11 protein-coding genes and 2 pseudogenes are annotated in these 12,681 nt (G+C 38.9%); 2 read left to right on the top strand and 11 right to left on the bottom strand.

Features of this window, described 5'->3' with window-relative positions:
* Positions 1–25: 25 nt before the first annotated feature.
* Together TW81_RS05055 and TW81_RS05050 are read left to right on the top strand one after the other, a co-directional pair.
* On the top strand, positions 26–1,984 hold the full coding sequence (locus TW81_RS05055; RefSeq protein ID WP_045954636.1) for an acyltransferase family protein: 1,959 nt from the start codon (positions 26–28) through the stop codon (positions 1,982–1,984).
* Positions 1,985–2,128: 144 nt separating this feature from the next.
* A pseudogene (locus tag TW81_RS05050) lies at positions 2,129–2,379 on the top strand (DUF6444 domain-containing protein); the annotation flags it as partial.
* 82 nt (positions 2,380–2,461) lie between these two features.
* On the opposite strand, the pseudogene TW81_RS18980 reads toward TW81_RS05050, so the two are convergent.
* The 11 genes and pseudogenes from TW81_RS18980 to TW81_RS05000 form a co-directional block, all read right to left on the bottom strand.
* A pseudogene (locus TW81_RS18980) lies at positions 2,462–3,217 on the bottom strand (integrase core domain-containing protein).
* A gap of 168 nt (positions 3,218–3,385) precedes the next feature.
* Positions 3,386–3,934 (bottom strand): sugar transferase, encoded by a 549-nt coding sequence (locus tag TW81_RS05045; protein ID WP_045954634.1) that lies wholly within the window; start codon positions 3,932–3,934, stop codon positions 3,386–3,388.
* 2 nt (positions 3,935–3,936) lie between these two features.
* A complete protein-coding gene (locus TW81_RS05040) occupies positions 3,937–4,887 on the bottom strand; it encodes a UDP-glucose 4-epimerase family protein (protein WP_045954633.1) in 951 nt (316 codons plus the stop codon).
* A gap of 11 nt (positions 4,888–4,898) precedes the next feature.
* Positions 4,899–5,660 (bottom strand): glycosyltransferase family protein, encoded by a 762-nt coding sequence (locus TW81_RS05035; protein ID WP_045954632.1) that lies wholly within the window; start codon positions 5,658–5,660, stop codon positions 4,899–4,901.
* On the bottom strand, positions 5,648–6,505 hold the full coding sequence (rfbD, locus tag TW81_RS05030) for a dTDP-4-dehydrorhamnose reductase (protein ID WP_045954631.1): 858 nt from the start codon (positions 6,503–6,505) through the stop codon (positions 5,648–5,650). Before rfbD ends, TW81_RS05035 begins: the two co-directional genes overlap by 13 nt.
* Position 6,506: 1 nt before the next feature.
* The gene (rfbB, locus tag TW81_RS05025) at positions 6,507–7,571 is read right to left on the bottom strand and encodes a dTDP-glucose 4,6-dehydratase (RefSeq protein WP_045954630.1); all 1,065 of its coding nucleotides are present in this window, start codon (positions 7,569–7,571) and stop codon (positions 6,507–6,509) included.
* Positions 7,572–7,584: 13 nt separating this feature from the next.
* The gene (rfbC, locus tag TW81_RS05020) at positions 7,585–8,130 is read right to left on the bottom strand and encodes a dTDP-4-dehydrorhamnose 3,5-epimerase (RefSeq protein WP_045954629.1); all 546 of its coding nucleotides are present in this window, start codon (positions 8,128–8,130) and stop codon (positions 7,585–7,587) included.
* The gene (rfbA, locus tag TW81_RS05015) at positions 8,127–9,017 is read right to left on the bottom strand and encodes a glucose-1-phosphate thymidylyltransferase RfbA (protein WP_045954628.1); all 891 of its coding nucleotides are present in this window, start codon (positions 9,015–9,017) and stop codon (positions 8,127–8,129) included. Before rfbA ends, rfbC begins: the two co-directional genes overlap by 4 nt.
* The gene (locus TW81_RS05010) at positions 9,017–10,006 is read right to left on the bottom strand and encodes an acyltransferase family protein (protein WP_045954627.1); all 990 of its coding nucleotides are present in this window, start codon (positions 10,004–10,006) and stop codon (positions 9,017–9,019) included. Before TW81_RS05010 ends, rfbA begins: the two co-directional genes overlap by 1 nt.
* A 210-nt stretch (positions 10,007–10,216) precedes the next feature.
* Positions 10,217–11,416 carry a hypothetical protein gene (locus tag TW81_RS05005; protein ID WP_156980917.1) on the bottom strand — a complete coding sequence of 400 codons (1,200 nt, stop codon included), beginning with the start codon at positions 11,414–11,416 and terminating at the stop codon, positions 10,217–10,219.
* 4 nt (positions 11,417–11,420) lie between these two features.
* The gene (locus TW81_RS05000) at positions 11,421–12,677 is read right to left on the bottom strand and encodes a glycosyltransferase (RefSeq protein ID WP_045954625.1); all 1,257 of its coding nucleotides are present in this window, start codon (positions 12,675–12,677) and stop codon (positions 11,421–11,423) included.
* Between the last annotated feature and the right edge of the window lie 4 nt (positions 12,678–12,681).

Genomic DNA, 12,681 nt, shown 5'->3' with positions numbered 1-12,681 from the left:
ACCAAATTTTCTATTGTTATTTTGTATGTTGTCTTATCGTAGAGAGCTTGATGGACTCAGAGCATTGGCCGTTTTTGCTGTGATGGTCTACCACGCCAATTTGAAACTGTTTGGATTTCAACTATTCCAAGGTGGATTTTTGGGCGTGGATGTTTTTTTTGTACTGTCTGGATATCTAATTACTGGGATAATTAGAAACCAGATGGAACAAGGAACGTTTTCATTTCGAGATTTTTATTGGCGAAGAGCTAAAAGAATTGTACCAGCTCTCTTGACTGTGTTGCTGGTCACATCTGGTTTAGCTTACTTAATTTTGTTACCTGATGATTTGGTTGTTTATGCCAAATCTCTCCAATCAGCTTTATACTTTGGATCTAATCATTTTTTCTATGGTGAGGATAGCTATACAGCAGCTGCGAGTATTTACCGCCCTTTACTTCATACTTGGAGCTTATCTGTCGAATGGCAGTTCTATGTTATTTTTCCATTTGTTATCTGGACAATTAATCGTTTTTGCCCTCGGTACATGTTCGGGATACTCCTTGCCTTAGCTTTAATATCCATACAAATTTCTAGCTTTATTGTTAAAATCAATACAGATATGGCTTTCTATCTACTACCTACACGAGCTTGGGAGCTAATACTTGGTGGTCTGGTTACTTTTTATAATCGGACGAATATTGAAAGTTCAGTTAAGGGCAGTTTTGCAGTAATAGCATACCAATCACTTCCCGTTATCGGACTCTTTTTAATTGTTCATTCAATGATTTTTATTAGTCATCACGTTCATCATCCATCATTCATTACATTATTGCCAGTTTTGGGGACATGTCTTTTCATTATGTTCGCCCATAAAGGAGAGGTATCGAGTGATGTAATGTCTTTAAAGCCGGTAGTCGGAATAGGTCTTATTTCTTACTCTCTATACTTATGGCACCAACCAATATTTGTGTTCTTTAGATTTATTAAGCATGACTACTTTAGATATGAACAATTTATACTACTTGTTGCTATAACCTCATGTTTTGCACTTATATCATATGTCTTTGTTGAAAAGGTATTTAGAAAGCCATCCATACCTATGATTGGGAAGATAGGGCTATCTTTATCTATTGTATTATGCATTTTTATATCTGAGTTATTTGTTCATGAAAAAGGATTTCCAAACCGTTTAGGAGCATTAGCTAGCTTATTTGATGAATTGAACCGTAATAGGTCATACAAAGAAGATGGTGTGAAGCAGTGCTCCGACAAGAAGTTTGAAAATGCCTGTAAGTTCATGGGTGAAGGGGACAGAAATTTGGTATTACTTGGTGATAGCCATGCAGCCATGCTAAGTGAGCACCTTTACCTTTTGACGAAAAGCCGAAAATGGACATACACTAATTTTTCATCATCATCCTGTTCTGGGATTGATGGGTATCCAATGACTGGTTCAGAATCTGCTGCTAAACACAGGTGTAACAGCAACATCCCTAAAATTGCAAACTTCATAGAAAAGAACGATAAAAAACTTGATATTATTTATTCTTTACGGGTTGATTCTAGATTTAATAGTGATAGTGCCATCAAATACAAAAAAGTAATTAAAGACAAATTAAATTACTGGGAAAGTTTAGGGCACAATATCATTTTAATTTACGCTGTTCCTAAGCATTCTGATGATGTTCCTAAGCAAGCAAAGAAAAAACTCACCACCTCCTTAAGTGTTTTTTCAATGGCCAAAGAATATAAAAATGTAAAGATTATAACTCCATATAAAGGCTATGTAGAACAGTCTAAGCATGGGTTCGAAGTTTTTGATGCCGTTACAGGAGATGGAGTGACGAGGATTTATCCTAGTGAGATTTTTTGTTCTCTAGAATGGTGCAAAGGAAACTCTCCATCACATTTGTATTACTATGATGACAACCATTTATCTATACATGGGGCTAAACTTTTGATAGATCATATTAACACGCGTTTACCAATGGGGCGCATGTAACCAATTGTATGGATTTCACCCACTCAGCCTGGGTGAGATCGTGGTAAGCGTTCACCGGTCCCCCATTGACAATCAAGTGTGACTCTCCACACTTGATCCACTTTTTCTTATTGAGTGCTCATTTACAGCCTTCATGATGAAGGTATGAAAAAGAAGAAATCCAAATTCGCCGAGGCTCCGCCAGTTGCCTCTGATATCAATGAAGCTAACGCACTCATCGAAGAGTTGTGGGAACAACTTCGCCATTATGAAGATAAGCTGAAAACCAGTTGCTCTAACTCTTCAAAACCACCGTCTTCGGATGGACCAAAAGAGCGGGCTGAGCGAAAAAAGCTCAAAGCTCTGGTGACCGCAATCCGAGAGGAGCTAAACAGGGTCACTCAGGGAGTCAGCGGGGTAATGGCTTTTCTGAGTAACCCTTTTGGCAGAACGTTTTGATAATCAAGCCACTGCTTGAACTCATCTAAGATGTGTGATTCATAGAGATGGTTTCAATTTTCTTAGCTGAAGATCGAACTTGTAATTCTGCTCTTGAAACCACTCTTTCTTGATCTGGTAGTGCTGAGATACCTCTTCAGACAAAGGGGTTTGATCAGATATCTCAGTAATCCTGTCTTTACGAGCTGTGGGGCCGTTCCCAGTTGTAGTAGTGTTGCCATTCAGCTAGTAGCCGATCCAGTTCTTCCAATCCCATTGAGACATCTATAGTCGGATAGAACTCACTTTTATCTGTTTTCTGCGAGCGTTCCACTTTGCCATTCAAGTGAGGTGAGCCAGACTTATTTGGGCGAAACTTGATTCCATAAATCATAAGTTGTTTCTGGACTCTATCACCAGGAATTGGGCGCTCATATCTTTGGAAATCTTTTTTGCGTCGGTAAGTTACGATGGGTTTGACTGATGCTCGGATAAAACTTTATGGAGTGTCGCGGTGCTTAGGTGTATTTGGTGAAGTCGGATTAATTCCGTTTGTAAACGCCGCGCTCCTAAATTGCGTTTCTCACGCATCGTAAGGATCAATGCTCTTAGCTCATCAGTGACTTTGGTATCTGGAGATGAATAAGGGCGTCTGCTCTGGCTTTCTAGGCCAGCGATTCCAAACTGCTTATATCGCTTAGCCCACTTGCGTAATGCTGGTCTGGAAATACCACAGCGTCGACATACGAGGCCTACATCGCCACATTCCTCATACATTTTTACCCACTGTAGTCTTTGTTGGATTTCTCTGTCCATAGACACCCAGTATAGTTGAAAGGATGCCTATGAATCACACATCTTCTTGTCGTAATTTGTGACGAGACTCCTCATTGAGTCCTTTTGCCTTCTTTTCTACACCTGATAGTCGTAGATAACCACTGGGTGTCCAAACTGATGGTGCGGATCACTTAAACCGATCTCAAGTTACTTAACTGCATCCCCCGCACCACTCCCTGTAACCGTCATCAGGATGTACTTGAAATAGTTTTTCAACGTCAGCGAATCGATCATCTTTTTGTCGATTTGAGCCAACAGCTGTGGAGTCGACATATCGATGTTTTGCACTTGCGCCAAGCCAGTAATACCGGGAAGTACATCATATACACCGAACACTTCACGCTCATTGATCAGTTCTTCTTGGTTAAACAGATTCGGACGTGGGCCTACTAGGCTCATTTCGCCTTTGAGTACATTAATAAGCTGCGGCAGCTCATCAATTTTGGTTTTACGTAAGAATCCACCCCACTTTGTAATCGAAGCATTATTAGCTAAGTGGCTAGCCACCGATGTCGTCTCAATAGACATCGTACGGAACTTAATCAGTTTAAACGGCTTTTTGTTTCGCCCTACACGCTCTTGAACAAAAATAGGCGAGCCAGTATCGAACAAACCAATGATGGTAACGGCAAGTAAAAGGGGCCACAAAAATAGCAAGCCGAAAAAGGCTGCGAGAAAATCTAGTAATCGGATCATTGTCATTGCTTATGTTTACTGTGTAAAAAGGCTTGAGCGGTTTCTCTAAACCCATCTTCTAGAGACTGAGGAGGAGCCCAACCAAGTGTGTCTTTTGTATGGGATATATCAACCTGAAGTGAACCTGTAAGCCTATCAACAACGTCCTTCTTGCCTAAGATCTTTCCAACCAAGTTATAACACCAAAACGGAACGGGAATCTGCCATGTAGGCTTACCCAGAGCTTTAGCCATATACTTCACCATCTCAGATGTAGACACATCCTGATCATCGGAAACAAGGAAGACTTCATTCGCAGCCTTGGGGTGATCGATACAGGTCACGATAAGATCAACCAAATTGGTGACCGAAACCAAACTACGCTTGTTATTGTTGATACAAGAAAAAGGAAGAGGGATGCCCATGCCAACCAAGCTCATTAGTGAGGCAAAGTTAGCCTTGACTCCTGGGCCATAAACAAGCGTTGGCCGGATGACCACGATCTCCATCCCTGTCTCTTTACCAATATCAAAGAGCTGTTGCTCAGCTTCTGATTTAGATAGTCCATAGCCATCTTCTGGTGCATGCGGATCAGCTGAGGTATATGGTTTGTCTAAAGGTGTACACTCTCCATTAACCTTTATACTGCTTACAAAAATAAAACGCTTAACTCCCGCTGCTGCGGCTTGGCGTGCTAAATTTTCAGTACCATGAGTATTTACTGTCCGATACTCGTCAATTGAACTTGGTACGGAATCGTTCATTACATGAACACGAGCAGCACAATGAACTACAACATCAACACCTTGAAGCGCTTCAGCATACTCACTGTCTTTGCCGATAGTACTTTTAAATAGTATGCCTTGGTCTGACTTCTTCCGCCCCAACAAGTTTAAATTATATAGTCCTTTCAGGGTATTGCAAAGGCAGGCACCGACGAATCCGGAATAACCCGTAATTAATAACTTCTTCATGAAAAATCGCTTTATCCCGTCCGTTGTGTCTCTAAAAACTTAAATAAGCTACTTAAATACCACCTGAAATGTTTTGAGAAAATAGAACGATTTCGATATTCTCCTTTGTGGACTGCTTTAACGTTCTTCAAAAACCTTAAGGGAATTCCATGTTCTCTCAATCGATAACATAAATCCACATCTTCAAAATACATGAAGTACTTCGAATCAAATCCCCCTACTTTCTGGAATGCACAAAACTTAATACATAAAAAAGCTCCAGAAGCCCATTCAATTGTTTGTTTATCCACCAACCTTTCTTTGAGATAGGGCTTATTAATGGATTTTCCTAGGAAGGGATTAAATAGACACTTGTATGTCGCGAATAGCCGTGCCGAGTTTTCGGGTATTGAATGTGATACGTCCTTAAATAGATTTGGAGCGTAAAAGTCACCCAGGGCGCCATTCAACTCAGAAATTAGAGTGGAAAAATCATTTTTTTTAATTTCCACATCAGGATTAAGAATAATAAACCAGTCACTGCCACTTGCGTCCAAGCTTTCCAAAGCATAGCGAAAAATACTGTTATTATTTTCTCCAAACCCTAAACAAGATTCACTGGCAATATATGTATAATTATTTATTTCACAATATTCAGCTAGATTACTATCACCTAGATTATCTTTCACTACAATCTCTACATTTTCGATGAACCCTATATCTATAAGTTCTTCGTTGCTTGAGATATAGTCGTAGTGACCATGAGACACTATCCCAACAATCAGCTTTTGCATAGACTCTCCAAAGTATCCTCTAGAGCCTCTGTCCAATGTTTCTGATATCCCTTAGCCTCTACTGACGAGCTCAGTAGACTAAACGTTGGCCTTTGAGCTAATGTCGGATATTCACTACTCGAGATGGGCGTGATTGGTATGCGTTTGTCCAAAAGTCCATACTTTAGTCCCAAACTTTGAATACTAATAGCGAAATCATACCAGCTAGCAACACCCAAATCGCAATAATGGTATATGTCAGATATCTCATCTATTTCCGCTAGTGACCATAAGAATTTTGCCAGTCCATGTGCGCTAGTCGGGCAACCAATTTGGTCACTAACCACATCGAGTTTTTCTCTATCCTTCATTAGATGAAGCATAGTATTCACGAAATTCTGGCCATGCTCCGAGTAAAGCCAAGAAGTGCGAATAATTGCTGCATTTTTATGTAACTTCTTTATCGCCTGCTCACCCTTGAGCTTTGACAGACCATAAACACAAATAGGATTGGCTTGCTCGTTTGTTTCGTAAGCTGAGTTCTTACAACCATCAAAGACGAAGTCCGTGGAGACATGGAGAAGGCGAACGTCATATCTTTTTGCTACTTGAGATATATTTTCCACCCCAGTTTCATTAATAAGAAATGCACTTTCTCTATCAACCTCAGCCTTATCTACGGCTGTGTACGCAGCCGCATTTATGATGACATCAGGCTGGATACTAGAGACGATTCTATCTACACTTTCTAATGAGGTAATATCAATATCTTGGCTAGAGCAGACATGCATATCAATACTACTAGGACAAGTTCTTTGAAGTTCCCAAGCCAATTGTCCATTTTTACCTACAATCAACACTTCCATATCAATACTTACCTAACCTTTCGCGCTGGTAACTACCATCTTGGACCCTCTTACACCAGTCTAGATTAGTGAGATACCACTGTATCGTCTTCAATATACCCGTATCAAAGGTCTCTACGGGATACCATCCTAGTTCATTATTTATTTTACTTGCGTCGATTGCATAACGAACATCATGACCGGGACGGTCGTCGACAAAAGATATCAGTTCTTTGAAATCATTTATATTTTCTGGCTTATTTTCGATCATAACATTGAGGTGATTACAAATTGCTTTAACGACTTCGATATTTTTCTTTTCATTGAAACCACCAATATTGTAAGTTTCACCAATTTTACCTTCAGTCACTACCTTGTATAACGCTCTAACATGATCATCCACAAACAGCCAATCTCTGACTTGCTTTCCATTTCCGTAGACTGGCAACGCTTTCCCTTCAAGCGCATTTAGAATAATTAACGGTATTAACTTCTCAGGAAAATGATAAACGCCATAGTTATTGGAGCAGTTTGTCAATACAATCGGTAGTTTATAGGTGCGGTGCCATGCTCGAACCAAGTGATCAGATGCCGCTTTTGAGGCCGAATAAGGGGAACTTGGTTCATATGGAGTTTGTTCAGTAAATAGCCCTGATTCGCCCAAATCACCGTATACCTCATCGGTAGAAATATGATGAAATCGGAATGTAGTTTTCTGCTCGTCATCCAACGAGTTATAGTATTTCCTTGCTTCTTCTAGGAGCGCGTAAGTACCGACAACATTGGTTTGAATAAACTCGTCAGGCCCATCGATAGATCGATCAACATGGCTCTCGGCCGCTAGATGCATAATAAAGTTGGGCTGATGTTTTTCAAATGCTTGGCTGACCTTATCACGGTCGCAAATATCACCTTTAATAAAATAATAGCGATCTGACTTTTCAATAGTACTTAAAGATTCTAAGTTACCAGCGTAAGTCAACTTATCGAAATTAATCACTATATTGTCAGTTTCATTAATCAAGTAACGAACAAGTGCAGAGCCTATAAACCCTGCCCCACCTGTGATAAAAATTGTTTTGCTCATTCTACTAATACTCTTAAAAGGTCGGGGCTTCTACCAACATCAAGCCACCTTTGTCTTTATCTGACAATATTGGTGTGTTCCCGTTTACCAGTGGCCAGTTAATGTTGAGAGCTGGGTCATTCCAAACAATACTTACCTCAAACTGAGGCGCATAATAATCCGTACACTTGTACACAAATTCAGCACTTTCACTTATTACATAAAAGCCATGTGCAAACCCAGCAGGAACCCAAAGCTGTCTTTTGTTATCACTACTCAGCAGTACACCTACGTGCTTTCCAAAAGTCGGGCTATTGGCTCTCATGTCAACAGCTACATCATAAACTTCACCATAAATGACTCGAACTAATTTACCTTGTGTTTGCTTCGTTTGATAGTGCAAACCACGTAAAATCCCTTGCTTAGATTTACTGTGATTATCCTGAACAAAAGAGACATCTTCTACGTTTTCTCGAAACCATTCTTCTTTGAAGGTTTCTAAAAAGAAACCTCTATCATCGCCAAAAACCTTTGGCTCAATTATTTTTACGTCGGTAATTTCGGTTTCAATTATTCTCATGAGAAAACCTTGTTTGATAACAAATTTAGTAGATACTCTCCGTAACCACTCTTACGTAATGGCCCAGCAATCTCACGTAATTGATCTTCTGTGATGTACCCCATTCTGAACGCGACTTCTTCGGGGCAGTTTACTTTAAGCCCCTGGCGCTTTTCTATGGTCTCGATAAATTGAGCAGCTTGAAGAAGACTGTCGTGAGTACCAGTATCAAGCCAAGCAGTGCCTCGCCCCATGATTTCAACCCTCAACGCCCCAGACTGAAGGTACCGCTCAATAACATCTGTAATTTCCAACTCACCACGCGCTGAAGGCTTTACATTTTTTGCGTATTCTATAACCTTATTATCAAAGAAATAGAGGCCAGGTATAGCATAATTTGACTTGGGCTCTTGAGGTTTTTCCTCAATTGATATTGCTTTACCTTCTTCATCAAACTCAACAACACCATATGCTTGAGGACTGGCCACATGATATCCGAAGATTGTTCCACCATTTTCGCGCTCCGCGGCAGACCGTAAAGATTTAACTAAGTCATGGCCATAGAACAGATTATCTCCTAGGATCAAGGCTACATTGCTAGACCCAATAAATTCTTCAGCAAGAACAAATGCTTGTGCAAGGCCATCCGGTGAGGGTTGGACCGTATAACTGAGGTCAATACCCCAAGCCTTACCGTCACCAAGTAATTCTATAAAGCGGTCTTGCTCTTCGGGGGTTGTAATGATCAAGATGTCTTGAATGCCCGCATTCATTAAGGTCGCAATTGGGTAGTAAACCATCGGCTTATCATATACTGGCATTAACTGTTTACTGACCACCTTAGTCAACGGGTAAAGACGTGTGCCACTTCCTCCGGCGAGAACTATTCCTTTAACTTCATTGTCCATTATTTAATCAACCTTCTCATGTGGCCAATAATTGGCTTTTCTAAAACAAAATAGAGTGGAACAGCAATAACAAGCATTATCGCAAAAGTAACTAGAACTTGGAGGGTATCAGGTAAAAAATTTAGTATCTTATAGCTAACGAAACCTACAAACCAATGGCTTAGATAAAGCGTATAAGACACAGTTCCCCACAAAGTCAACCAACTGAATAATGACTTAGGCAACAAACAAACATACTTTTCGAAGTGGATAATTGAATAGAGTAAAACTGCTCCACCACCGCCCCAGATTATCAAGCGAACACTACCACCAGTTTCGTAAACATAAGTTGCAGTAGTAAAAAGTAGAACCAAAGAACTGATTAAAATAAAAAAAGCGAGCTTAATATTTAGATAAAAATCATTCCTATAGAAATAGAAAAGGATATATCCAAAAAGAAATTCAAGAATAATAACTTTGTAAAAAAATGGTAGCACAAGAATGAAAGCTAAGAATAGAAACAAAAGGAAGTTCCTTACTTTCATTAGAATCAAAATTGACATTATAACATAAAATAGAATTTCATAGTTCAAACTCCAACCTACAGCTAAGATTGGTTGAAAAGCACCGAATTGATTTTCATAAGGAATGAAGAGCATACTATATAGTAATTCAATAGGTAAAAAATCGTAAGAACTCGCAAAGAACAACATGAACAAGTAAAATGCTATTGTATACAACCAGTAAAGAGGAACGACCCTAACAAAGCGACTAACAACAAATTGTCGCAAACTAGGTTTTTTATCTACGTTTAATGCAATTACAAAACCACTGATAATAAAGAATATATCAACGCCAAAACCACCAATGGAAACAACGTTCGAGGACTCGTCAAAAAGGTCGTTGCTAAAATGACCTGGAAAAAACTGAATTGCATGAATCCAAGCAACTAATATACTAGCAACACCACGAATAAATTGAATTGTTTCAATTCTTTTACTATCTACCATGACAAACTTAACACTAATTTAAATAAAAGAAACTCTTTCAGACAAGTATATTAAAAGAAAGAACGATAAGCACCACATCATATGACCTTGAACTACTGGCATGTCACGACGTTCATATCTATCTTACGCCTCTGATAAAAAAAACCAAACCCACCTCTGTAATGAATAATTAGCACTATGGCAGCAAGTAAAAGAACATGACAATCATATTCATATAGAAAAATAAATAACATGCAAAAAAACAAAAATATTCAAAGTTACAAAAAACAATAGTAATAGATAGTTGTCATATATATATAGCAACGGGCATATTACAAAAGGAAGAAGGAATATGTAATATTTAGCATTTGCATAGCTAGGAAAAAGGAATACAAATGAAACAATAAAAGAAATAGATATTACACTAAGTAACAAGGATTCTAAAAAATCATTCCCACTAATGCTTCCTCTCTTCATATAAGTTTTAAATAACGAAAACAGGCAAGCGATTCCAACTATTACATAAACCACTGGCACTTTTAAAAAAGCAGGAGTATAAAAAACAAAGGACATAAATGTAATAATAGGCCTTAGAACCAAAGGGTACTTATCTATCAATACCTTGCTTTCTAAAGCCAATAAAATAGCCTCTGATTTGTTAGCTAAAAAACTTATGCTCTTCGTATATTCTAAAATAGAAAAACCTATAGCATAACAACAAACAACTTGTATTAGCATTATTAAACATGCATTTCCAAACCCTAACCTTTTATTCACAAAAGTATAAAACAAGGCCATAGAAAAGAAGGATGCAACGACTAACCCACTACCAAAATCCAACAAAAGGACTATTGCTATAAGGAAAAGTATCAAAAGCTTTCTCTTCCAGTACATAAAACATAATAATGATACAATCAAAGAAAACTGTTCTTCAGCAAAAACGCCGAGGTAATAAATAGCTCCTGGAAATATTAAACTAAGAGCCAAAGAATGCATGCGATGGCGAACATCGACACCATCGTTCTTTCGATAATAAAAAACACTACTAAATAGCAATGGAGCACTTAGTATTATCATCAAAAACCAACGAGTGCTTCTTTGGTATAAACTTTCACTACAACTTTCGGCATCTATCGTTGCAGAAAGAGAAAGAGGCGTTGCGTCTATCTCACAATGGGACAAATACTGCATGTCATCATAAAGTGGAGATAGCCAATTATATGGAGACCAACTTGGATGACTATCCAAAACAATACGGGGAGCTCTAACATCAAAGTCTGGCTCATCCCCAAAGGGTAATATCCCTCTGTAAACTCCAGAGAGAAGAATAAAAAATAGTGCGCAATATAAGGAGTATCTCAGCAACTTATAATTACTCACCTCTACTCTTCCTCTACGAGTAGGAAGAAATGAGCTAGAAGAACCCATCACTGTATTAACTTCTCCCGACTAAGTCTTCATACAACGAAGCATACTTTTTCGCATTCGCGTTAATATCAAAGTTGTTTTGTGCGAACTGTAAGCAACGTCGAGCAGAATCGAAGTTCTTAAGCTCTAAAACCTTTTGACTATCCAGATCAATCTTTTCAGGGCAATAGCTTAGGCCCAAGTGATGCTTCTCAATTAGTCGTGCTGCTCCACCACAGAATCTACTGCATATCATAGGCAGGCCTGAGGATAAATACTCAACTGTTTTGATTGCGAGAAGAATTTTACCGAGAGCTATGTGTAGAGAATTGTTCGGTACGAAGTAGGACATCAACCCAAAGTGTTGAGTTGCCAGAATATCCATGAGTTCATGCTTTGACTTTGATGATGTTAGAGTAACTTCTTCACTTGGTATATCACTAAACACTTTCCTAATTGACGCGTGATCTGATGTAGAAACAATAGTCAAATGAGTTTTTCCAAATGATTTCCTTAAAAAGCTATAGAGCTTGTGCAACTCCGATATCTTATGCCACCCCGTTTCGGATAGCGCACCAACATAGCAAAAATTCACCATATCTGCTTCATACTTATTTGAGTTAAGCGCAGAAGAAAAAACATCCGTATCAGCACTAAGATAAATACACTCAACATGCTTGGCGCCCAAAGATTTATAATAAGAGCACATTTCGTCAGAAACACCTACGCTAACGTCACACCTTACTAATAACTCTCTTTCTACATTCTTAAGATATATATAATCAGAAGAGTCTTGTCGATAGTTATTTTTCAGCGCCATTTCTTCAGGCCACATATCTCTACCATCAAAAATGATCTTGTAATCAAAGCCGTATTTTTCTCTTACTTTCAGAGCTGCCCACGCCGCATGATAAGAACGACAATGTACAATGCTAGGTCTAACTACTCTCAATTTCTTAGCAAGTAGTACGTGAGCAGGACCGTGAAAATAGGAAAATGTTTTACTGCTAGAATTAACAAAGTTCTGCGGTGCTAATATGGGAATACGACTAAAAGTAACAGCACCTAACCGAACTTTAATAGCTTCAATTTCTCGCCCATAGTGCCATTTTTCTCTCACCATACCGCTGTGTATAACTGGAACTCCTGAAATGAAATGAAACTCACCATGAGAGTTACTCGAGGTACACTTAAATTGCTCTATCACTTGGTTACCAAAAACACCATAAGACCTGGGAGTCTCCCCCCAGGTCAAATAGACAACGCATTTACCTTTAAACGACATTGTA

It is taken from the genome of Vibrio galatheae (genome assembly GCF_000967545.1).
In the GTDB taxonomy this organism is placed as follows: Bacteria; Pseudomonadota; Gammaproteobacteria; order Enterobacterales; family Vibrionaceae; genus Vibrio; species Vibrio galatheae.
Note: the sequence above shows the minus strand (reverse complement) of the source record. Positions and strands in the feature narration are given on the sequence as shown.